The sequence below is a fragment of the Amycolatopsis sp. NPDC000009 genome, from assembly GCF_055563465.1.
In genome coordinates, this window is the sequence record NZ_JBVHDI010000028.1 from 25,431 (window position 1) to 46,680 (window position 21,250).

Sequence of the window (21,250 nt, forward strand, 5' to 3'; positions counted from 1 at the left end):
TGCGGCGGGCGGCACCCGTCTCCGCCCACGGTAGGAGGCCGGACGAGCACGGTGGGATGAAATCCGGATGAAACCCGGGCCGGTCATTCGTGGCTGAGCGCCACCCAGTTCAGTTTCTCCTGTTCTCGTTTGGGCAGGCCCGCGACGACGAGGTCGTAGGAGTCCTCGATCATCTCCCGCACGAAGTCGTCGGTCAGCGAGCCGTCCAGCTCGACGGTGTTCCAATGTCGTTTGTTCAGGTGGTACCCGGGGATGATCGCCGGATACTCGGCGCGCAGCCGGACCGCCAGATCGGGCTCGCATTTGAGACTGATCCGCAGCGGCTTCGCCTTGAGCGGGCCGAGCGCGAAGACCTTGCCAGCGACCTTGAACACGTTGATGTCCTCCCCGAACGGGAACTCCTCCCGGGCGCCGGGGAGGCCTAGGCAGAGCTTCGCGAGCACGGCGGGTTTCATGGCGTTCAGGCTAACCGCGCCCACCGACAGAAACCTGTCCTGTCCGGGCCGTTGACCGCCTCTCGGTGATTCCTTGACGATGAGTGGAGCCGACTGGGTGGAGGCGAACCGACATGCGCGTGAAGCATCTCGCCGTAGCGGGAATCCTGGTGCTGGGCTTGGTGCCGAGCGCCGCGGCGGCCCCGGTGGAGAGCGCCGTCACCAGGGGCTGGGTGGGCACCTGGGCGGCGGCGCCCGCGGCCGGGGTGGCCGGGACCGACAACGGCTACCCGAACTTCTCGATCCGCAACATCGTGCACACCAGCGCCGGCGGGCACGAGGTCCGCGTGCGGCTGTCCAACGCCTTCGGCCGGACTCCCGTGCTGTTCGGCCGGGTGACCGTCGCGGTCGCCGCGGGCCCGGACACCCCGCAGGCCGTGCCCGGCACGATGCGCACGCTGACCTTCGGCGGGGATCGCGAGGTCACCGTGCCGCCGGGTGCCGACATCGTCAGTGACGGCGCGCCGCTGACCGTGCCGAGGGACGGCGACCTGCTGGTCACCACGTACACCCCGGCGCCGTCGGGTCCGGTCACCTACCACCCGCTCGCGATGCAGAACTCGTACTTCACCCGGAACGGCGACAAGGCGGCCGACGAGTCGGCGGCCGCGTTCCCGGAGAAGACCGCGGTGTGGCACTACGTGTCCGGAGTGGACGTCCGTGGCGCCGGGTTGCGGGGCAGCGTCGTGGCGATCGGCGACTCGATCACCGACGGGGCGTACTCGACCTGGGGCGCGAACCTGCGCTGGCCCGATCAGCTCGCCGACAAGATCAGCGCGCGGCTCGGCGTGCTCAACGCGGGGATCAGCGGGAACCGGCTGCTGCTCGACGGCGGCAACTACGGGGTCAACGCGCTGGCCAGGCTCGACCGGGACGTCCTGAACCAGTCCGGCGTGCGGACGGCGATCGTGTTCGAGGGCATCAACGACATCCAGCAGACCCCGCACCAGGCCGATCCGGACAAGATCATCTCGGCGCTGAAGCAGATCGCGACGAGGGCGCACGACCGCGGCCTGCGGGTACTGGGCGCGACGATCACGCCGTGGAAGGGCTGGGGCTCGTACACTCCGCAGCTCGAGGAGACCCGGCAGGCGGTGAACCGGTTCATCCGGACCAGCAGGCTCTTCGACGGGTACATCGACTTCGACGCGGCGATCCGCGATCCCGCCGACCCGCAGCGGATCAAGCCCGAGTACGACTCCGGCGATCACCTCCATCCCGGCGACAAGGGCTTCACCGCCATGGCGAACGCCGTCCCGCTGCCCGGACTCCGGCACGAATAAGGGCTGCGCCGGCCGGTTCGGTGGGGCACGATGAACTGATGGCGAGCGGTGACAGCGGTATCCGGGAGACGGCGCGGCTGGTCCGATTCGCCGAGCACGAGGCGCGGGCGGAAACGCTCCGGGCACAGCTCGCGGATCTCCACGGCACGATCCGGCTGGCGAAGCGGACATCGAACCTGTTCCGGGCACGGAAGGCGACCAGCACTCCGGGTCTGGACGTTTCGGGATTCACCCACGTGCTCGACGTCGATCCCTTGGCGCGCACGGCCGACGTCGAAGGCATGGTCACCTACGAGCAACTGGTGGACGCGACCCTGCCCCACGGGTTGATGCCGCTTGTCGTGCCGCAGCTCAAGACGATCACGCTCGGCGGCGCGGTCACCGGCCTCGGCATCGAGTCGTCCTCGTTCCGTAACGGGCTCGTGCACGAGTCGGTGCTGGAGATGGAGCTGCTCACCGGTGACGGCAGGATCGTCCTCGCGCGGCCCGACAACGAGCACAGCGACCTGTTCCACGGCTTCCCGAACTCCTACGGGACGCTCGGCTACGCGCTGCGGCTGAAGATCGAACTGGAGCCGGTCAAACCGTACGTGCGGCTCGACCACGTGCGGTACGACGACACCGAGGAGTACTTCGCCGCGCTCGGCGAGGCCTGCCGTAGCGGTTCGGCCGACTTCGTGGACGGGACCGTCTTCGGACCGGGCGAGCAGTATCTGACACTGGGCACGTTCACCACTTCGGCGCCCGCGACCAGCGATTACACCTGGCTCGACATCTACTACAAGTCGATCCGCTCCCGCGAGACGGACCATCTGAGCGTCCGGGACTACCTGTGGCGCTGGGACACGGACTGGTTCTGGTGCTCGCGGGCGTTCGGCGTGCAGCACCGGCTCCCCCGGCTGCTGCTGGGCAGGCGGCTGCTCCGGTCGTCGGTCTACTGGAAGGTCGTGGCGCTCGACCGCCGGTTCGGGATCGCCGCGAAACTGCTCAAGCTGCGCGGGCTTCCCCCGGAAGAGACCATCGTCCAGGACATCGAAGTACCACTCTCGCGGGCGGCGGAGTTCCTGGACTTCTTCCGCCGCGAGATCCCGATCAGCCCGGTGTGGATCTGCCCACTGAAGCAGCGGCCGGGCGGCGTGAACTCACCGCTGTACGAACTGGACCCCGAAACGCTGTACGTCAACTTCGGGTTCTGGTCCGCGGTCCCGCTGGACCCCGGCGAGGCACCGGATACGCACAATCGGCTGATCGAGGCCGAAGTGACCCGGCTCGGCGGGCGGAAGTCGCTGTATTCCGACAGTTTCTATACCGAAGACGAGTTCTGGCGGCTGTACAACGGCGACACCTACCGAAAACTGAAGACGGCCTACGACCCCGACGGCCGCTTGCTCGACCTGTACGCGAAATGCGTGCGGCGGCGGTGACCCGGGCGAGAAGAAGAGAGACGACCATGGCTGAGACGACGACCGTCGGCGAGATCTTCGAGCGGTTGCTCGGCCCGAGCACCGAAGTGTCCATCACCGCCTACGACGGCAGCACGAGCGGGCCCGCGGACGCACCCGTGTCGATCGAGGTGCGGTCGCCGCTGGCGTTGACGTACCTGATGTCGTCCCCGGGGGACCTCGGTCTCGCGCGGGCCTACGTCGCCGGCGCGCTCGACGTCGACGGTGACCTCTACACGGCGTTGCGTGCGCTCGTTTCCCAGGTCGATCAGCTCAGCGCCGCCGACCGGTTGTGGCTGCTGCGCAAACTCGGCCCCACGCATTTGCGGCGCGTCACCCCGCCCGCCGAGGAGCTGCCGAGCCGCCTCAAGCGCACCGTCGACGGGCTGCGGCACTCGAAAGCGCGGGACAGCAACGCGATCTCCAACCACTACGACGTCTCGAACCGGTTCTACGAGCTGGTGCTCGGGCCGTCGATGGCCTACACCTGCGCCGCCTATCCGTCCCCCGACGCCTCGCTGGAAGAGGCACAGGCGCACAAATTCGACCTGGTGTGCCGGAAACTCGGTCTCCGGCCGGGGATGCGGCTGCTGGACGTCGGCTGCGGCTGGGGCGGGATGGTCGAGCACGCCGTCGCGAACTACGGCGTCGAGGCACTGGGCGTCACCCTTTCGCGCGAGCAGGCGCAATGGGCGCAGAAGGACATCGTGGCCAAGGGGCTCGCGGACAAGGCCGAAGTACGGCATCTCGACTACCGCGACGTCACCGAAACGGGTTTCGACGCGGTGTCGTCGATCGGGCTCACCGAGCATATCGGCGCGCGGAACCTGCCGTCGTACTTCCGTTTCCTCGCCGGGAAACTGAAGCCGCACGGGCGCATGCTGAATCACTGCATCACCAATCCGGACACCTCCGTCGCGCACCGGTCACGCGGGTTCATCGACCGGTACGTCTTCCCCGACGGAGAGCTGGAGGCCGTCGGGGAGATCACCACCGCGATGCACGACAGCGGGCTCGAGGTGCGGCATTCGGAGAACCTCCGCGAGCACTACGCCACCACCCTCGGCGCGTGGTGCGCCAACCTCGACGCGAACTGGGACGCGGCCGTCGCCGAAGCGGGCGCCGGGCGGAGCCGCGTCTGGGCGCTGTACATGGCCGCGTGCCGTCTCGCCTTCGAGCGGCGGGAGATAGAACTGCACCAGGTGCTCGGGGTGAAGGTCGGTCCGGACGGTGACTCGGGCATGCCGCTGAGGCCGGACTGGGGCGTTTAGCGGACTCAATGCCGGAAGGCTTCGGCGAGCCACCACGAGCCGCCGTCGTCGGCGATCTTGGCGTCGACGACGAGTGGCGCGTCCCGCGGCCCGCCGAGCCATTCCGTGACGGCGGCCAGGTCTTCGGCCGACCGCACGGTGACCCCGGCGCAGCCGAAACCGCGTCCGATCGCCGCGATGTCGGTGTCGGGGAACCGGACCGTCGTCATGTCCGCGGCGCCGAAGTGGTGGATCTCGGCACCGTACGCCGCGTCGTTGTAGACGATGACGACAAGCGGGATGCCCAGTCGTACGGCGGTTTCCAGCTCGGAGACGGCCATGTGGAAGCCGCCGTCACCGACTCCGAGCACCGGCAGCCTGTCCGGCCGGGCCAGCGCCGCGCCGATCGCCGTTCCGAGACCGAGCCCGATACTTTGGAACGCCTGGGTGAAGCAGAAGCCGTTCTCGTCGGGAACGGACAGGTACGCGCTCGGGTAGCCCATGAAGTTGCCGGAGTCGACCGAGACCACCCGTTCGGCGGGCAGGATCTCGTCGAGCCGGCGGCTGAGCGTGCGCGGATCGATCCTCCCGTCGCCGGATAGGTCGTTATACGGCACGTCGTTCCACCGTGTTCCGGTTCGTTGTCTCTGGGCGCTGTGGCCACGCCTTGCGAGTTCGGCGTGAACGTCCACGGCCGTGCTGGTGACGTCTCCGACGACGCCCAGGTCGATCGGCCGGTGCGCGCCGAGCGCGGCCTGGTCGACGTCGACCTGGACGAGCCGGGCGTCCGGGCCGAGCAGCGTGCCGTGCCGGGTGGTCCACATGTTCAGCGCGCAGCCCCAGCCGATCACGAGGTCGGCGCCCTTGACGAGGTCCGCGGCCGGTGGCGACGAAAAGCCGCCCGCGATCCCGATCGAGAAGGGATCGTCGCGGAAGAGGCCGTGCGCCACCGCCGAAGTCGCCAGCAGCGCGCCGGACACTTCCGCGAGCGCCGTGAGAGATGCCGCGCTCGCCCGTGCGCCGCGGCCGGCGATGAACACCGGTCGCCGTGCTTCGACAAGGAGGTCGGCCAGCGTCGCCACTGCCTCGGCGTTCGGCCGGATCGACGCCGGACCGGGGATCTTCGGGATTCGGACCGCTTCGGGCGCTTCCTGGGCTTGAACGTCGAGCGGCAGGTTGAGCAGGACGGTGCGGCGCTGCTGCACCGCCGTCCGATAGGCGCGGATCGTGTCCGCGACCGCAGTGCGCGCGCCGTGCACGCGCTCCGGCACGGCACCGACGGCGTCCGCGAGCGCGTCCTGGTCCACCCGGAAGTTCGACAGCACGGACGACGCCGCGGTGTCGCCGGCCAGGACGATCATCGGTGTCCGGCTCTTGGCGGCCTCGGTGATCCCGGTGAGCGCGTTGGTCAGCCCGCAGCCCTGATGGAGACTCAGCACCGAGACACGGCCACTCATCCGCGCGTACGCGTCGGCCATGCTCGCCGCGCCGCCCTCGTGCCGCGCGGCGACGAACCGCACCCCTCCGGAGCGTAATCCGTTGGTGGCCTCGAAATTGCCGCTGCCCACCACCCCGAACGCGGCACCCACGCCGAGTTCCGCCAGCGTGCGGCCGACCAGCTCCGCGACCCTCATGCCCGCTCGACCAGCGCGTACACCCTGGCGGGGCTGCCGGAACCGCCGACGATCGGGAGCGGGCTGACGACCAGCAGTGCTCCGGTGGGCGGCAGGCTCGCCAGGTTCCGCAACTGGGTCAGGCCATGTTTTCCCGCGCCCAGCAGGAGTTCGTGGCAGGGAAAGGCCGGTTCGAGTGCCAGCGCCTGCCCCGCGTCGGTGCCCACGGTCTCCACCCCGAACCCGGTGATCGGCGCCTCCTCCGCGAGCCAGCGGGCACACTCCCCCGAGACGCCCGGCGAATGCGGACCGTTCTCGTCGTTGTTGAGGAAGGACTCCTGATCATGCGAACGGGCGTCCCAGCCCGTGCGGTAGAGCAGCCAGCCACCGTCGGGCAGCGGCCCGTTCACGCGCTCCCATTCGCGGATGTCTTCAATGGAAAGCAGGAAGTCCGGATCCTCGGCCGCGCGGGCCGTCGCGTCGAGCACCACGGCAGGGGCGACCAGCGTGCGCAGCGGCACCTCGGAGACGTCGTGGCCGTCCTTTCCCGACACCCAGTGCACGGGAACGTCGAGGTGGGTCCCGGTGTGCTCGCCGGTGTGGATGTTGTTCCAGTACCAGCGGGGCCCGCGTTCGTCGTAGCGGCTGATCTCCTCCAGGCCGAACGGGATCGTGTTCGCGAACGGCTCCGGCAACTGAAGGATCGGGGTGCTCGCGCTCAACGGGGCGGTGAGGTCGACGACCTCGATCGTGCCCGAGGTGATCGCGGTGTTCAGCTGGGCCAACAACGACATGCGTGCCTCCCGGGGACTGCGGCGTCTTCGGTCACCTTAGGCGGATTTCGGGTTTGATGGCTGCCGGGTACGTCGCCGATACGCTGAGGAGGAGATCGATGGTCGAGGTGGCACTGCGGCCGGTCGAGGATCGTGACCTCGACGCACTGTTCGAGCTGATGCGTGACCCCGAGTCGGTCCGGATGGCCGCGTTCATCGCCAGGGATCCCGACGATCGCGAAGCCTTCGACCTCCACCTGGCGAGGTTGAGGACTTCTCCGGAGCTCATCCTGCGCGCGGTGACGGGTGACGGACGATTCCTCGGCACCATCGGCAGGTTCTTCGTGGAAGGCGACGCTGAAATCACCTACTGGATCGACCGCTCGGTTTGGGGGCGAGGAGTCGCCGGCCGAGCCCTCGCACTTTTCCTGGACTTGGTCGAGGATCGGCCGTTGTACGCCCGCGCCGCCAGCGACAACCTCGGATCGCTTCGGGTCCTGCGGAAGGCAGGCTTCAGTGTCATCGGCACCGAGACGGCCTACGCGTCGGCCAGGGACGCCGAAATCGAAGAAACCATTCTGCGCCTTGACATCGGGTCGCCGTCCGGCTCATGACCTCGCGCCTTCACGTTTTCCTTTCTTTTCAACAACACCAGGTGCCGGCCATCGCCAATTCCCTACATTACAGCCATTATCCCCAGGCGGCCGACCGTCCGACTCCAAGGATCAACTCGCGCCCCACCGACCGCAACGAAACGCCCTTTCGCCACCCAGAACGAGCATTATCCACGGTCGGTGCACTGACCATCCGAGTCCAAGCAGAGCAATTTTCACATTCGTACACTTGTTCGAGTGATGGTATTCTTGCAGGGTGTCCAGCCAACGAATCCTCGAACCGCCGCAGGAGCTGTGGCGCGCCGGTGCGCGGGAACTCGCGCACGGCGTGGTCGAGCGGTTGTCGGTGGCGCGGCAGGCGCTGGCGGAGGTCGGGCAGTACCTGGCGGAGATCGAGTCCCGCGGCCCGATGGAACTGTTCGGGCACGGCTCCACGGCGGGTTGGTTCGCCGAAACCGCCCGGATCACTCCCAACGAAGCCCGCGACACCGTGACGCGTGCGCTGGCGGTGAACGAGAGCCGCAACCTCGACGGCACCCCCGCACCCGCCTTCGCTCCCATCGCCGGAGCCGCCGCGGCCGACGGCGACCTCGGGCACCAGCAACTCGACCCGATCCTCGCGGTGCTGAAGAAAATCCCCGCCGACGCCTCGGCCGAGGACCGGTCCGGCGCCGAGCAGATCCTGGTGGACCTGGCCCGCCACGCCGGCCCGCAGGAGATCACCAACGTCGGCGCGGAACTCCTGGCCCACCTCGACCCCGACGGGAACGAACCGAAGGACGAGGACCTGAAACCCCCGTCACGCGAGGTGCATCTGCGCAAACGCGACGACGGTTGGTGGCGGCTCAACGGTTTACTGGATCCGGAGTTCGGGGCCCGGGCGAACGCGTTGTTCGAAACCTGGGGACAACGAAGACCCATCGACCAGGACGGCAACCGCGACCCCCGAACCCCGGGCGAGCGCAATGGCGACGCGTTGTTCGACGCGATCCATTACGCGATGACCAACGAGAAGGCGCCCACGTTGTCCGGGGACCGCACCACCGTCGTGGTCACCATCCCCCTGGAGACTTTGACCTCCGGGCTCGGGTCCGCCTGCGTGGACGGGATTTCCCAGATCACCGCCCGCCACGCCCGCATGCTGGCCTGCGACGCGAAAATCATCCCCGCCGTCCTCGGGACCGAGAGCGAACCCCTCGACATCGGCCGCGCCGCCCGCAGCGTCACCCCCGCCCAACGCCGAGCCCTCAACCTCCGCGACCACGGCTGCGCCTTCCCCGGCTGCCGACGAAGACCGAAGCATTGCGAGGCCCACCATATTTTGCCGTGGGGCCAACTCGGCGACACCGACCTGAACAACCTCTGCCTGCTCTGCCGCTACCACCACATGGTCATCCACGGCCAATCCGGCTGGAAAGTCCAAATCACCAACGGACGACCCGAATTCATCCCACCCCAATACCTCGACCCACTACAAACACCACGCCACAACCACCGCTGAACCCGACGAGCCCGCCGCCCCACCGGCGACGGGCCCTTCGGCATGCCCGGAGAACGACACCAACCACACGAAGCACCAAGTTGTCGCAGTCCGTCCTCACTTCCAGGGAACCACCCTCCCCGTATCTTCGGCTCAGTTGAACCGCGTACCGAACATCGAGCTCTCCGACCGCCCGGCCAGCCGCTTCCCGAGGTCGACGGCCAGTGCCTCGGTCAGCAGACAGATGTGGTCGGTGACCGCCCGAGCGCATCAGGTCTCTGAATAACCCTTGGCCGTGCCGTCACATGCGTTGTCGCGATAGATGAATCCGAAGCTGGATAGGGATCTTCGGCTCGAGCGAGCCGAAGATCCTCTTCTGACCTTCCTGCGGTATCGCCGGCGGCGGCCTGTCGATCACGGAGAACTCATCGATGATCGTGGCCGATCACCCCCGACGCAGACCTCGTCGACTCCGTCAGCGACGGTGTCCAACTGGACCACATTCGCGGATCTCAGCTCACCAACGCGTTTCTCCCTCGTGCGCTCGAAGTCGTCACGCTCACCGCGACCCGGGTCAGTCCACCATCACCAGATCCAGCCCCCGCAACCGTTCCCGATCCGCGATGACGTCGATCTCGCTGATCTTCCCGTCCACGAAGGCGAACGCGAGGACCACCGAAGGCCTTCCCTCGTCGGCCATCACGAGACCGATGCCGCCGTTCACCAGCGCGAGCTGAGTGACCGCCGCCCGCACCGAAGCGGCCGCCGCACCACGAGCCACCACATTGGCGCCCCGCAGGAAGATCGGCTCGCGCGAGGGGCCCGCCGCCTTGTCCGCGCGGAGGACGACGTCGGGGTGCAGGAGTTCGAGGAGCGCTGCGAAGTCGCCGCCGCGGGCCGCGGCAAGGTAGGCGTCGACGACTTGGCGCCGTCGCGCGACGTCCGGTTCCGTGGCGACGGATCGGCCCTGGACGCGGCGCCGGGCGCGGCTCGCGAGTTGCCGGGCCGCGGCCGGGGTGCGGTCGATCAGCGGGGCGATCTCGTCGAACGGCACCGCGAACATGTCGTGCAGGACGAACGCGAGCCGTTCGGCGGGCGCGAGCGTGTCCAGGACGACCAGCATCGCCAGCCCGACCGTGTCGGCGAGCACCGCGTCGGCGGCCGGATCGGCCGAGGTGTCGACCGGTTCGGCGAGCCGATCGTCGAGCGGTTCTTCCCGGCGGTAGTCACGCGAGCGCAGCACGTTCAGGCACACCCTCGCCACCACCGTGGTCAGCCAGCCGCCGAGATTCTCGATCTCCGCCGCGTCGGTGCGGTCGAGCCGCAGCCATGTCTCCTGGACGGCGTCCTCGGCCTCGCTGACCGAGCCCAGCATCCGGTAGGCCACCGCCCGCAGCCTGGTCCGGTGTTCCTCGAAACGCTCAGTCAGCCGATCCACGGCTCATATCTAACAGCCACCGAGGTCGTCGGCGAACCGGACACCCGAGGATCGGTACGACGCGGCCCGTCCGGCGGCGGCCTGCGGCGTCAGGACCTCGTTCTTCGCGTAGTAGACCCAGTCGACCTGTTCGAGGTAGGTGCTCGTGCCGCCGCTGTGCTGCGTGAGGTCGATGAACCACTGATTCACGTTGAGGGACATGTTCTGCCGCGGGTACACGTCGAACGGCCCGCTCCGGTCGTGGTCGGCCACCAGCGCGCCGTCGATGTAGTACCGCACATGGCCGCCGGACACGGTCGCCACCACGGAATGCCAGCCGTCGATGCTGCGGCGCTGGCTGTCGCTCTTGTTCTCGGCGTACCACGGATCCGGCGTGTAGGTGTGCCAGCTGGTCTGGAAGTTCACCGGGCCCGCCTCGCCCCAGCCGCCGTTGGGCAGGTACTCCGAGAAGTCCAGCTCGCTGTAGATCGGATCGTTGTCGTAGCGAAGCGGGCTGATGGTGAAGAACGTCTGGTTGATCCGGTCACCGTCCGGGCCCGACACCGGCGCGTCGGAGAAGCGGATCCGGGCGGCGTAGGTCCCCTCGAAGAACCGCCGGTCGGGTTGGATGATCTCGGTTTGCGTCGTGCCCGCGGGCGTGCCGTCGGTGGTGGAGGCGAGTTGCAGGACCTTGTCCCCATCGGACGTCGGGAAGGTGATGCCCTCCGGAGCCCAGCGCGCACCGCCGACGCCGGGGCCACCGGCGCCGGAGCGCACCTGCCAGCCGTGCTGGGCGAGGAGCCCGTCGGTGTGGGAGCCGTAGTGGAAATCGTCGAACAGTGCCCCGCAAGCGGCCGCTCCGGCAGCGGCACCCGGCGCCACCGCCAGTGCGGCGACCGACAGCGCGGCGACGGCGGCGGCTCGGAACTTCCCTGTGTTCGACATCGTCGTCTCCTTAACCACTGGTCAGTTTCTTTCCACCGTCACCCGGTGAAGTGGTAAAGTCAATAGGTCTAGACAACTTGTCCACCAGCCAATTCGCGCCGACCACTGGGTAGGCTGTGGTCATGCGGCGAACTGAGGTCAAGGACCGGCTACGCCAGCTCATCGAGCGGCGGCAGCCGGGCGAGGTCCTGCCTTCGGAACGCGCGCTGAGCAGTGAAATCGGCGTCTCGCGCCCCACTCTGCGGGCCGCGATCGACGAGCTGGAGCGAGACGGTCTCGTGGTCCGTCAGCACGGCCGTGGGACCTTCACCGCGCCGCGCAAGATCTCCCAGGACCTCGTGTCCACCCCCGGGCGCGAGCAGTTCGCCCCGCCCGCCGAGGGGCACTGGACCAGCCGGGTGATCGAGTTCGCCACCACCCCGGCGGGCGCCCGGCTCGGCAAGCGGCTCGAAGTCTCCCCCGGCCACACCCTGGTGGCCGTCACCCGGGTCCGGGTGGTCGAAGACGCGCCGATGGCGATCGAACGGATCCTGGTACCCCGGGACGTCGTGCCGGACATCACGGCCGCCGGCTTCGAGTCCGGTTCGTTCTACGAACTGCTCCGCACCCGGTACGAGGTCGTCCCCGCCACGGCCGTGCAGGTCATCGAGCCGACCGTCACCGACGCCGACGAGTCCGGGCTGCTCGGCGTCCCGCAGCACTCCCCCGCGCTGCTGTTCGAACGCACCACGCGTGACACGGACGGCCGCGTGATCGAGTACACCCGCTCGATCTACCGGGGCGACCGGTACCGCATCACCTCGCATCTGAAGTTCGACCACACCTCCGGCTGACTCCGGCGCGCCGGGACCGTCCATCCGGGAGTCCGTGCGAGACTCCCGGGCGATGTACACCCCGTCAGATCTCGCCGACCTGCTCGAATGCGAGCACCGCAGCCTCCTGAACCAGGCGCTGGCCGCCGGCCTGCCGGGAGCGCCGCGGCCGGGCTCCGGACCGGATCAGCTGGCGGTCACGCACGGGCGCGCGCACGAGGCCGCGACGCTGGACAAGCTGCGCGGCGAACGGAGCACCGTCGTCGAGATCGACGAACGCGACCCGGTCGTCGCCGCGAAGGCCACCGAAGAGGCGCTACGGGCCGGTGCGCCGGTGATCTACCAGGCCGTCTTCCATGACGGTGAGTTCTCCGGCCGCGCCGACTTCCTGATGCGGGACGACGAAGGCCGCTACGAGGTCTACGACACGAAGCTGGCCAGGCACGCGAAGCCCGCCGCGGTCGTCCAGCTGACCGCGTACGCCGACGCGCTGCGCCGGGCGGGCTGGCCCGCCGGTCCGCGGATGCATCTGCTGCTGGGCGATCACAGCACACGTTCGTTCCGCGTCGACGACTTCCTTCCGCTGGTGGACCGGCTCCGCGCTCGGCTGGAGAACCGGCCACCCACCCTGCCGGTCCCGCTGTGGGCCGACGAGCGGCCCGCGTGCGGCGGCTGCTCCTACGCCGCGCACTGTGCGAGCGCCCGCGAGGCCGATCGCGATCTTTCACTGGTCGCGGGCATGCGTGGCGACCAGCGGCGCAAACTCGTCGCCGCGGGCCTCGGCACCATCGACGCGCTCGCGGCCGCCGCACCGGAAGACCGGCCGCGCGACATTTCGGCGACGTCGTTCACCACGCTGCGGGCCCAGGCCGCGATCCAGGTCCGGCAGGACGCCACCGGGCAGATCGCCTACGAGGTCATCGATCCGGACGCGCTGGCCGAACTTCCGCCGCCCGCGCCCGGGGACGTCTTCTTCGACATGGAAGGCGACCCGTACGCCTTGGCGGGCGAAGGGCTTGAATACCTCTTCGGCGCCGTGACCGCCGATGACGGCACGAAGTTCACGCCGTTCTGGGCGCACAACCGGTCGCAGGAGAAACGGGCCTTCGAGGAGTTCGTCGACTTCGCCAGCGCGAGGCTCACGGAACATCCTGGTTCGCACGTCTACCACTACGCCCCGTACGAGGTCACCGCGATCAAACGGCTCGCCGCCGTGCACGGGACCCGCGAGGACGCCGTCGACCATCTGCTGCGCAGTGGCGGCCTGGTGGACCTGTATTCCGTGGTGCGCAAGGCACTCCGGGTCTCGCAGCGGTCGTACTCCATCAAGTACCTCGAACCGCTCTACATGCCCGAGGCCCGCGACGGCGACGTCAAGACGGCGGTTTCGAGCATCGAGGCCTACGAGGAGTACCTGACGCTCACCGCCTCCGGCGAGACCGAACACGCGGACGAAGTGCTGCGCGGGATCAGCGACTACAACGAATACGACTGCGTCTCCACGCTGCGGCTGTTCGAATTCCTGCACAAAGTCCGCGCGGAGGAAGGCATCGCGCTCGCCGAGCCGCCCGAAGAGTCCGATGTGGACGCTCTGCTCCGCCAGACCGAAGAGGACGTCGCCGCGCAGAAACGCGCCGAACGCGCCGCGCAGCTGGCCGCGCTGGTCGATCCGCTGCTGGACGGGCTACCCGACGATCCGGCCGAGTTCACCGGCGAGGATCGCGCCCGCGCGCTGCTCGCGGCGTCCGTCGGCTACCACCGCCGCGAGACGAACCCCGCGTGGTGGGAGTACTTCCGCCAGCTGGCCGCCCCGCTCGGCGATCTGGAGACCGACAACGCCTGCACCGTCCCGATTTCACTGGAGGCCGGGGACTGGGTGCCGCCGTCGGGCCGGGTCCGCAAGGCGAAACGCTCGCTCGTGCTCCGCTGCGACCCGGACCGGCCGCATCCCTTCGCCCCCGGCGACGATGTCCGCCTGCGGTACGGGGCGGCCGCACGGGACGCCAAGGTCGTCTCGGCCACCGCCGTCGAGCTGACCCTGGAAGAAAGCTGCCCTCCCGACGAGACCACCGCGGACCGGCCGGTCGCCGTGCTGCCCGGGAGCCCGGTCCGGCCTTCCCCCAAGGACGACGCGGTCGCGGATCTCGCCCGCCTCGTCGTCGACACCCTGCCGGCGCTGCCCGCGCATCCCGGCGTCGATCTGCTCCGGCGTACGACGCCGCGGCTGCGCGACGACCGGAACCTGCCCGAACCCGGGGTGGACCTGGTGAACACGGTGATCGAGGCCGTCGAGACGCTCGACGGCTCCACACTCGCCGTCCAGGGCCCGCCCGGCGCGGGCAAGACGTATCTCGCGGGCAGGCTCATCGCGAAACTCGTGCGCGCGGGCAAGACCATCGCCGTCACCTCGACCAGCCACAAGGCCGTGGAGAACGTCCTGTCCGCCGCGCTCAAGAACGCGCCGGACCTGCCGTGCGCCAAACGCGCCAAGCGGACCCCGGATCCGGCGGCGCCGTGGGAGCAGCCGAAGACCAATCCCGCGCTGGTGAAATGGCGCGAGGAGCACGACACCGGCCATCTGGTCGGTGGGACGGCCTGGACGTTCGCGAACGCCGCGATCCGGGAAGAGCCCTTCGACCTGCTGATCATCGACGAGGCGGGCCAGTTCGCCCTCGCCGACGCGCTCGCGGTGTCGATGTGCGCCAAGAATCTCCTGCTGCTGGGCGATCCGCAGCAGTTGCCGCAGGTCGTGCAGGGTACGCATCCCGCAGGAGCCGAAGCCTCCGCGCTGGGGCACCTGATCGGCGAGGCGGACATCATCCCGGCCGAGCTCGGATACTTCCTCGACGAGACCCGCCGCATGCATCCGGCCGTCTGCGCGCCGGTGTCGCGGCTGTCCTACGCGGGCCGCCTGCACTCGCACCCCTCGGCCGCCGAGCGGGCGATCGACGGGGTCGAGGCGGGTCTGTACCTCGCCGAGGTCGACCACCACGGCAACACGACGCGGTCGGTCGAGGAGGCCGAGGCGGTCACCGCCCTGGTCTCCGAACTCCACGGCCGCGCCTGGACCGATCACGGCGAGCCCCGGCCGCTCGGCGACGAGGACATCCTGGTCGTGGCGCCGTACAACCTGCAGGCCAGGGTCGTGGCCCGCGCGCTGGACGAGGCCGGGCACCCCGATGTCCGGGTAGGCACCGTGGACCGGTTCCAGGGGCAGGAGGCGCCGGTGGTGATCACCACGATGACCTCGTCCTCGGCGGTCGATCTGCCTCGTGGCCTGGACTTCCTGCTCTCCCGCAACCGGCTGAACGTGGCGCTCTCGCGGGCGCAGGCGCTCGCGGTCGTGGTCTGCTCGCCACGGCTGGTCGAGGCCGACATCCGCACAGTCGACCAGATGCGGCTGGTTTCGGGCATGCTCGGGTTGATGACCGAAGCCGTGCCGTGGCACGCAGGACGGAGTGGACGATGACCGAGAAGAAACCGGACAAGGAAATCCTCGACGCCGAGATCGTCGAAGAGCCCCCGACGGCGCCCGTCGAGGTCCCGGAGCCGGATTACAGCGAGGGCGGCGTGCCCTCGTTCGACCACGTCCGGGACCGCATCGAGCAGCGGTACACGACCTCGCTGGGCTCGACCGAGCTCGCCGGACTCGGCGGCAAGGAAGACGTCGCGTCGCTGGACAAGAAGATCGCCGACCGCGACAAGGCCGCCAAGGACAAGCTGGCCGAGATCCGCCGCGCGATGCGGGAGCAGTGAGCTAACCCCAATGCGGTGAACCGGCCTTCACCGCGATGGCCCGTGCCTTCCGATGGTGCTCGGCGGCCGCTTCCCGCCGGCCGAGGGCGGCGGCCAGCTCGCCGAGGTAGTACGCGACCGGGCGGAGGGTGAGCATCCCGCTCCCGGCACCGGCGATCTCTCCTTCGGCGGGCAGGAGTTCGTCGTACAGGCGTTCCATCGTGGTCCGCTCACCGAGTTCGATCGCGACGACGGCGTGCAGGCAGGTGCGGGCCTCGAACAGCAGGTCCCTCGGCGAATCCGGGATCGGGAGCACCGGGCGGCACCAGCTTTCGTAAGCGCCGTAGTCGTCCTCCAGCGCTTCCTGCGGCAAACCACGCTGGAGCCGGTCGCAGTACAGGGCGAGCGCGAGGATCCCGTTGTCCACACCGGACATGGCGGTTCCCGCGAGGCCCGCCGCCGCGGCACGATAGGCGGCTTCCCCGCCGGGGCCGGTCATCGCGGTCCGCATCGCGTGATACCACCGGGTGAACACGCCGACGAGCGGCAGGCCGTAGCGCTCGCCGAGTTCGTCCGCCGCCGCGGCATGCCGGTCCGCGGCGCCGAGTTCCGCGAGCGCGCTCTTCGCCTGCAACAGCACGAGATGCCCGAGCACCTCGAACGTCACCAGCCCGTGCCGTGTGGCGAGGTCGACCAGCTCGGCCCCGATCGCGGCCCGCTCCGGAGCGAGACCGGCGCGATCGAAGGACTGCAGGAACCGGGCGTTGAGCGCGAACGCCAGGAGCGCCGGATCTTCCAGCGTCCGCGCGATCGCTTCGGCTTCCCTGGCCGCCTCGCGTGCCCACTGTCCACCCGCGTTCCGCGTTTCGACAGCGAGTGCGGCCAGTAGGCGGCACCGCTCGGCCACGCGTTCAGCGGGCAAGGCGGCGAGGGTGCGCCCGACGGTTTCCGCGATCCGGGAAGCGAGTTCCCTGTCGTCGCTTTCGGTCCAGTTGGCGGGGACGTCGAAGGCACCGATCACCCGCGCGGTCAGCAGTGGATCGTCCAGCTTTTCCGCCAGTTCCAACGCTTCGGCCCGATGCCGCCGCGACTGGCCGAGCCCGCCGGCGACGGCCGAAGCCCGGGCCTTGCCCATGATCAGCTCCAGCCGCTTCGCCGTATCGGAGCCGCCGGAGCGGTCGTAAGCGGCGAGTGCCGCGTCCCAGAGGCGTGCCGCTTCCGTTGACGCGAAACGGCTTTCGGCGCGCTCGGCGGCGGCCCGCGCGTACCGCGCGGCACGGTCGTCGTGCTCCTCCGACAGGAGGAAATGGTGCGCCAGGGCATCGACGTCGTCCGGGCGAAGGTCTTCCAGCGCCTCGGCGATCTCCCCGTGCTCGCGGGCGCGCCGCGAACGGGAGAGATCGTGGTAGAGCGTGTCCCGCACGAGCGCGTGCGCGAACCGGAACCGGCGCGGCGCCCGTTCGGTCAGAAATCCGCGCCGGACCGCGATCTCGGCGGCATCGAGCGCGGTTTTCCCCACCAGGGCTTCGAGAACGTCCAGATCGACGTCCGTCCCGATCACCGCCGCCCGCCGCACCACACCGCGGACCCCGTCCGGCAGCGCGTCCACGCGGTGCCGGACGACGTCGCGGACTCCCGGCGGCACCGAATCCAAGGCGGCCGCGCCGTCGGTGGCCAGCAGACGGGCGAGTTCACGGACGAAGAACGCGTTCCCGCCGGTGCGTCGATGAAGCACCGCGGTGGTTCCCGGATCGATCTCTTCTCCGGTCGTGGCACGGACCAGGTCGGCGACTTCGCTCTCGGGCAGGCCGCCGAGATAGATCCGTGCCGGCTCGTGGCGAGCGGCCCTGGCGAGGAAGTCCGTCAGCCGTGCGGGCGGGTCGGTGCCGCGATAGGTCGCGATGATCGACACCGGCTCGGCCAGCACGGACGTCAGCAGTGCCAAGGTCTCTTCGCCCGCCCAATGCAGGTCGTCGAGGACGAGCAGGAGCGGCGCCGCACCGGACAGATGAGACGCGACGGCGCGATGCCACCGCCAGCGGGCGGCCAGCGGGTCTTCGGTCCCCTGCTCCGCCGTCGGCGCCGGGCCGTACCCGGCTTCGGCGAGTGCAGCCAGGATCCGGGTCCAGGCGTAGGCGGGCGGCGCGCCCTCGTCGTCGGGATCGCTTCCCCAAGCCGTCGTCCAGCCCCGCGCGGCGAGACGGGCGGAGAACGCTTCGGCGAGCGCGGTCTTACCGACCCCGGCGTCACCGGAGACGAGCACGAGCCGCGATCGCGTCACGGCTTCTTCCAGCTCGGCCAACTCCGCGTCGCGCCCGATCAGCGGCCGCTCGGCGATCTTGGGCGCGACCTGTTCCAGACGGGGCGCCTGCGCCAGGATGTCGGCTTCCAGATCCCGCAGGCCGGCTCCGGGATCGACGCCGAGTTCGTCGGCGAGATGGTCGCGCGCCGTTCGCAACACCGCCAGCGCGTCACCCTGTCTCCCGGAGCGATAGAGCGCGAGCGCCAGGAGCCGGGAACCGTTCTCGCGCAACGGATGTGCCCGCACCAGCGGTTCGAGTTCCGGGATCACCTCGGCGGCGCGCCCGAGCGCGAGGAGCGCCTCGGCACGGAGTTCTCCCGCCAGTGAACGGAGTTCCGTCAAACGGGAGACTTCGCCGACGGCCCAGCCCTCCTCTGCGAAGTCGGCGTACGCGGGACCACGCCAGAGCGCGAGCGCGGTGTCCACTTGCGACAGTGCGGCGTCCGGCCGCCGGGCGTCGAGCAGTTCACGGGACGCGGCGACGGCGGCCTCGAAGTCCCACGCGTCGACGGATTCGGCTCGCAGGGCATAGCCGCGGGCGACCGTGACGAGCAGCCGCGCGGGCTCACGGGGCGCGCGCTCCGGCTCCAGCGCCCGGCGCAGGGCACCGACGAACGTCTGGACGGCGCCGACCGCGCCCTCGGGCGGGCGTTCCCACAGGTCGTCGACCAGGCGTTCCACCGGCACGACCCGGCCGCGGGCGATCAGCAGCCTGGCCAGCACCGCGCGGTGCCGCGGGCCCTTGAGCCCGACCTCACCCCGCGCGTCCTCGGCCACGAGCGGGCCGAGCACCCCGAACCGCATCGTCACCTCCTCGCTTCACAGACGGTGATCATCGTGCCCCGGCCGCTCGGTCGCCGCTGACCGGGTGCTGATTCGGCCAGGGGACGCTGGCGATCGTCACGGAACGACCAGGAAGGTACCCATGCGCATCACCGGATTCGACTACCAGCGTGTACCCGTCGCGGACGGCGTGGCGGTCAACGTCGCCGTCGCCGGGACGGGCAGCCCGATCGTGCTGCTGCACGGTTTCCCCGAGACGCACCTCATGTGGCGGCACGTCGCGGCGGATCTGGCGGCCGATCACACCGTCCTCTGCCCTGACCTGCGAGGATACGGCGAGAGCGACAAGCCCGCCGACACCGGAGCGACCTACTCGAAGCGGTCGATGGCGGCCGACGTCGTCGCCGTCGCGAAGGCCTTCGGTCACGACCGGTTCGCCCTCGCCGGGCACGACCGGGGCGCGCTGGTGGCGCTGCGCGCCGGCCTCGACCACGCGGACAAGGTGAGCCATCTCGCGATCCTCGACGTGCTGCCGACGCTGGACATGTGGGACGTCCTGCACGGCACCACGGCCGCGGTCGGCTTCCACCTCTACCTGATGGCTCAGCCGCCCGGACTGCCCGAACAGCTGATCGGCGCCGCGCCCGACGCCTTCTTCGGTCACTTCCTCGACGCGTGGACCCAGCGCGGTGACGCGATCCCCGCCGACGTCCGGGCCGCGTACCTGGAGGCGTCCCGGAACGCGGTGACCTCGATCGTCGCCGACTACCGCGCGTCGGCGGGCATCGACGTCGAGCACGACCAGGCGGATCGCGCGGCGGGCAACCGGCTCACGATGCCGCTCACCGTGCTCCAGCAGGACTGGGGCGCCGCGCTGGGCTACGACGCCGTCGCGCTCTGGCAGGCGTGGGCGACGGATCTGGACCACCGGACCGTGACGGCGGGCCACTTCATGGCCGAGGAATCACCGGCGGAGGTGGTGAAGGCGCTGCGGGACCTGTTGACACGCTAGGTGGAAAGGCCGTGGCTCCGGCAGGGTCACGGCCCCTATCGTCATCGCATGCCCGAGCTCTTCCCGGTGGTGGAATCCTTGCCGCCCAGCTATTCGTCCTTCGCGCTGTGGCCGTTTCGCGGCCACGACGGCGAGTGGATCCCCCTGCACCGCGAAATGCCCTCCGACGACGTCGGCGCGGTCGTGCTCTCCCTGCTCGGGAACAGCGCGAGCGGCGAGCTCACCCAGCCCGACGTCGGGACCGCGTTCGACGAGCTGGTGCGGCTCGAGACTCCCTTCCTCTCCGGCGGTCTACTGCTCGAAGTCGGTGACATCGCCGTGACTCCAGGTTGCTGCTGCGACCTGACCGACTGGCCGGACTGGCACGGGCTGCCGGACGGGAACGGACCCGACCTCGGGCATGGGCCGGGGACGATGTTCGAGTTCGACGGCGAGATCATCCGGTTCTGGCCGGACGTGGACGACGAGGACTGGGAGTCCCCCGCAGGACGGCGGTTGGAGATCCGGCGTCAGGACCTCTCCGGCCTTCTCCACGGTGTGCACCGAGACCTCGCCGGTTTTCTCGACGCGCTCCGGGCATGGGTGCGGAACCTCCAGCCGTCCCGCGCGGATCAGGTCGTCGCCGCCGTGGGCGGCTACTTGCGCGTCGGAGAGGGTCCAACGGGCTGAGCCGAACGGAGCAATCCGGACCGCTGCCCGCCCCAATCCGGGTTTACCGCTCGTCCCCCGGGGTATCGGGAGTCGGCACCGACCAACGAGGGGCCCGACATGACACCCACTGCCAAACGCGCGCACACCGTCGCCCGCGACCTCCTTTCGCTCACCAGATCGGGCGAAGCCGACCGCCTCGCCACCGCGCTGGTGTCCATCGCTTCCTCCACCCGGCGCGCACCGGCGCTCGGCGACGTCGTCGGACGGCTGGTCGACACGTTCTCCTTGGCGGCCAAGGATCGTCGCCGGTCGCTGCGGATCGGTGAGCCGTTCACCCTGCGCCTGCGCGATCACGCGGGCATGACGGTGCGGCCGGACCGGCTCGATCCGGGCGTGGCCGCGATCGTCCGCGCGATCGCCGCGAACGTCCGCGACGACCGGGACACCTGCGCCGACCAGATCGGCGAGGCCTGCGAGAACGCCGATCTCGACCAGCGGATCCGGGTTCTCGCGCACTGCCTGGTCTGGACGTCGGACCTGCTCAGCACCGACACCACCGCCTATCCCCCGGTGCTGTCCTGCTTCAGGGTGACCTCCGACCAGAGTCCACAGTAGACATTGAGCGGTTCGGATGACTTCCGGCC

The 21,250-nt window shown here is 69.7% G+C and carries 17 protein-coding genes; 11 read left to right on the forward strand and 6 right to left on the reverse strand.

What is annotated here, in order from left to right; all coding sequences use genetic code 11:
* Positions 1 to 83 precede the first annotated feature (83 nt).
* Positions 84 to 455: an MmcQ/YjbR family DNA-binding protein gene (locus tag ACZ3HL_RS40935; protein ID WP_465537133.1), complete on the reverse strand. Its 372-nt coding sequence runs from the start codon at positions 453 to 455 to the stop codon at positions 84 to 86.
* Between the two features lie 113 nt (positions 456 to 568).
* Between ACZ3HL_RS40935 and ACZ3HL_RS40940 the strand changes: the two genes are divergently transcribed.
* The 3 genes from ACZ3HL_RS40940 to ACZ3HL_RS40950 are packed head-to-tail and all read left to right on the forward strand — an operon-like array spanning position 569 to position 4,490.
* On the forward strand, positions 569 to 1,777 hold the full coding sequence (locus ACZ3HL_RS40940) for an SGNH/GDSL hydrolase family protein (RefSeq protein WP_465421091.1): 1,209 nt from the start codon (positions 569 to 571) through the stop codon (positions 1,775 to 1,777).
* A gap of 38 nt (positions 1,778 to 1,815) precedes the next feature.
* Positions 1,816 to 3,201, forward strand: a complete 1,386-nt coding sequence (locus ACZ3HL_RS40945; RefSeq protein WP_465421094.1) for an FAD-binding oxidoreductase — start codon at positions 1,816 to 1,818, stop codon at positions 3,199 to 3,201.
* Positions 3,202 to 3,227: 26 nt separating this feature from the next.
* Complete coding sequence (locus ACZ3HL_RS40950) at positions 3,228 to 4,490, forward strand: class I SAM-dependent methyltransferase (RefSeq protein ID WP_465421096.1); 1,263 nt, start codon at positions 3,228 to 3,230, stop codon at positions 4,488 to 4,490.
* 5 nt (positions 4,491 to 4,495) lie between these two features.
* Here the strand turns inward: ACZ3HL_RS40950 and ACZ3HL_RS40955 are convergent, their stop codons facing one another.
* Together ACZ3HL_RS40955 and ACZ3HL_RS40960 are read right to left on the reverse strand one after the other, a co-directional pair.
* Positions 4,496 to 6,103: a thiamine pyrophosphate-binding protein gene (locus ACZ3HL_RS40955; RefSeq protein WP_465537134.1), complete on the reverse strand. Its 1,608-nt coding sequence runs from the start codon at positions 6,101 to 6,103 to the stop codon at positions 4,496 to 4,498.
* Positions 6,100 to 6,876 (reverse strand): cyclase family protein, encoded by a 777-nt coding sequence (locus tag ACZ3HL_RS40960; RefSeq protein ID WP_465537137.1) that lies wholly within the window; start codon positions 6,874 to 6,876, stop codon positions 6,100 to 6,102. Before ACZ3HL_RS40960 ends, ACZ3HL_RS40955 begins: the two co-directional genes overlap by 4 nt.
* A gap of 98 nt (positions 6,877 to 6,974) precedes the next feature.
* On the opposite strand from ACZ3HL_RS40960, the gene ACZ3HL_RS40965 reads away from it, so the two are divergent.
* Positions 6,975 to 7,469: a GNAT family N-acetyltransferase gene (locus tag ACZ3HL_RS40965; RefSeq protein WP_465421103.1), complete on the forward strand. Its 495-nt coding sequence runs from the start codon at positions 6,975 to 6,977 to the stop codon at positions 7,467 to 7,469.
* A 256-nt stretch (positions 7,470 to 7,725) separates the two neighbouring features.
* Positions 7,726 to 8,970: an HNH endonuclease signature motif containing protein gene (locus tag ACZ3HL_RS40970; protein WP_465537138.1), complete on the forward strand. Its 1,245-nt coding sequence runs from the start codon at positions 7,726 to 7,728 to the stop codon at positions 8,968 to 8,970.
* 553 nt (positions 8,971 to 9,523) lie between these two features.
* Here ACZ3HL_RS40970 and ACZ3HL_RS40975 read toward each other — a convergent pair.
* Both ACZ3HL_RS40975 and ACZ3HL_RS40980 read right to left on the reverse strand, forming a co-directional pair.
* A complete protein-coding gene (locus ACZ3HL_RS40975) occupies positions 9,524 to 10,387 on the reverse strand; it encodes a sigma-70 family RNA polymerase sigma factor (RefSeq protein WP_465537140.1) in 864 nt (287 codons plus the stop codon).
* A gap of 9 nt (positions 10,388 to 10,396) precedes the next feature.
* Entirely contained in the window at positions 10,397 to 11,311 is a 915-nt protein-coding gene (locus ACZ3HL_RS40980) for a glycoside hydrolase family 16 protein (protein WP_465537141.1), read from the reverse strand.
* A gap of 122 nt (positions 11,312 to 11,433) precedes the next feature.
* On the opposite strand from ACZ3HL_RS40980, the gene ACZ3HL_RS40985 reads away from it, so the two are divergent.
* Genes ACZ3HL_RS40985 through ACZ3HL_RS40995 form a run of 3 tightly spaced genes read left to right on the forward strand, consistent with a single transcriptional unit; the run spans position 11,434 to position 15,879 of the window.
* The gene (locus ACZ3HL_RS40985) at positions 11,434 to 12,144 is read left to right on the forward strand and encodes a GntR family transcriptional regulator (RefSeq protein ID WP_465537143.1); all 711 of its coding nucleotides are present in this window, start codon (positions 11,434 to 11,436) and stop codon (positions 12,142 to 12,144) included.
* A 52-nt stretch (positions 12,145 to 12,196) separates the two neighbouring features.
* Positions 12,197 to 15,592 carry a TM0106 family RecB-like putative nuclease gene (locus tag ACZ3HL_RS40990; protein ID WP_465537145.1) on the forward strand — a complete coding sequence of 1,132 codons (3,396 nt, stop codon included), beginning with the start codon at positions 12,197 to 12,199 and terminating at the stop codon, positions 15,590 to 15,592.
* On the forward strand, positions 15,589 to 15,879 hold the full coding sequence (locus ACZ3HL_RS40995; protein ID WP_465537147.1) for a hypothetical protein: 291 nt from the start codon (positions 15,589 to 15,591) through the stop codon (positions 15,877 to 15,879). Before ACZ3HL_RS40990 ends, ACZ3HL_RS40995 begins: the two co-directional genes overlap by 4 nt.
* A gap of 1 nt (position 15,880) precedes the next feature.
* Here the strand turns inward: ACZ3HL_RS40995 and ACZ3HL_RS41000 are convergent, their stop codons facing one another.
* Complete coding sequence (locus ACZ3HL_RS41000; RefSeq protein WP_465537149.1) at positions 15,881 to 18,964, reverse strand: BTAD domain-containing putative transcriptional regulator; 3,084 nt, start codon at positions 18,962 to 18,964, stop codon at positions 15,881 to 15,883.
* Positions 18,965 to 19,085: 121 nt separating this feature from the next.
* On the opposite strand from ACZ3HL_RS41000, the gene ACZ3HL_RS41005 reads away from it, so the two are divergent.
* The 3 genes from ACZ3HL_RS41005 to ACZ3HL_RS41015 all read left to right on the forward strand — a co-directional run bounded on the left by ACZ3HL_RS41005 (position 19,086) and on the right by ACZ3HL_RS41015 (position 21,221).
* Positions 19,086 to 19,955, forward strand: coding sequence for an alpha/beta fold hydrolase (locus tag ACZ3HL_RS41005; RefSeq protein WP_465537152.1), 870 nt, complete (start codon positions 19,086 to 19,088; stop codon positions 19,953 to 19,955).
* A gap of 48 nt (positions 19,956 to 20,003) precedes the next feature.
* Complete coding sequence (locus tag ACZ3HL_RS41010; protein ID WP_465537154.1) at positions 20,004 to 20,624, forward strand: hypothetical protein; 621 nt, start codon at positions 20,004 to 20,006, stop codon at positions 20,622 to 20,624.
* 99 nt (positions 20,625 to 20,723) lie between these two features.
* Positions 20,724 to 21,221, forward strand: a complete 498-nt coding sequence (locus ACZ3HL_RS41015; RefSeq protein ID WP_465421127.1) for a hypothetical protein — start codon at positions 20,724 to 20,726, stop codon at positions 21,219 to 21,221.
* Positions 21,222 to 21,250 lie beyond the last annotated feature (29 nt).

What these genes read in the sequence shown, in the direction of transcription:
- ACZ3HL_RS40950 (WP_465421096.1), top strand. Translation starts at nt 3,228, where the DNA reads ATGGCTGAGACGACGACCGTCGGCGAGATCTTCGAGCGGTTGCTCGGC.
- ACZ3HL_RS40935 (WP_465537133.1), bottom strand. Translation starts at nt 455, where the DNA reads ATGAAACCCGCCGTGCTCGCGAAGCTCTGCCTAGGCCTCCCCGGCGCC.
- ACZ3HL_RS40980 (WP_465537141.1), bottom strand. Translation starts at nt 11,311, where the DNA reads ATGTCGAACACAGGGAAGTTCCGAGCCGCCGCCGTCGCCGCGCTGTCG.
- ACZ3HL_RS40985 (WP_465537143.1), top strand. Translation starts at nt 11,434, where the DNA reads ATGCGGCGAACTGAGGTCAAGGACCGGCTACGCCAGCTCATCGAGCGG.
- ACZ3HL_RS41000 (WP_465537149.1), bottom strand. Translation starts at nt 18,964, where the DNA reads ATGCGGTTCGGGGTGCTCGGCCCGCTCGTGGCCGAGGACGCGCGGGGT.
- ACZ3HL_RS40990 (WP_465537145.1), top strand. Translation starts at nt 12,197, where the DNA reads ATGTACACCCCGTCAGATCTCGCCGACCTGCTCGAATGCGAGCACCGC.
- ACZ3HL_RS41010 (WP_465537154.1), top strand. Translation starts at nt 20,004, where the DNA reads ATGCCCGAGCTCTTCCCGGTGGTGGAATCCTTGCCGCCCAGCTATTCG.
- ACZ3HL_RS40955 (WP_465537134.1), bottom strand. Translation starts at nt 6,103, where the DNA reads ATGAGGGTCGCGGAGCTGGTCGGCCGCACGCTGGCGGAACTCGGCGTG.
- ACZ3HL_RS40995 (WP_465537147.1), top strand. Translation starts at nt 15,589, where the DNA reads ATGACCGAGAAGAAACCGGACAAGGAAATCCTCGACGCCGAGATCGTC.
- ACZ3HL_RS40960 (WP_465537137.1), bottom strand. Translation starts at nt 6,876, where the DNA reads ATGTCGTTGTTGGCCCAGCTGAACACCGCGATCACCTCGGGCACGATC.
- ACZ3HL_RS40965 (WP_465421103.1), top strand. Translation starts at nt 6,975, where the DNA reads ATGGTCGAGGTGGCACTGCGGCCGGTCGAGGATCGTGACCTCGACGCA.
- ACZ3HL_RS40940 (WP_465421091.1), top strand. Translation starts at nt 569, where the DNA reads ATGCGCGTGAAGCATCTCGCCGTAGCGGGAATCCTGGTGCTGGGCTTG.
- ACZ3HL_RS40945 (WP_465421094.1), top strand. Translation starts at nt 1,816, where the DNA reads ATGGCGAGCGGTGACAGCGGTATCCGGGAGACGGCGCGGCTGGTCCGA.
- ACZ3HL_RS41015 (WP_465421127.1), top strand. Translation starts at nt 20,724, where the DNA reads ATGACACCCACTGCCAAACGCGCGCACACCGTCGCCCGCGACCTCCTT.
- ACZ3HL_RS41005 (WP_465537152.1), top strand. Translation starts at nt 19,086, where the DNA reads ATGCGCATCACCGGATTCGACTACCAGCGTGTACCCGTCGCGGACGGC.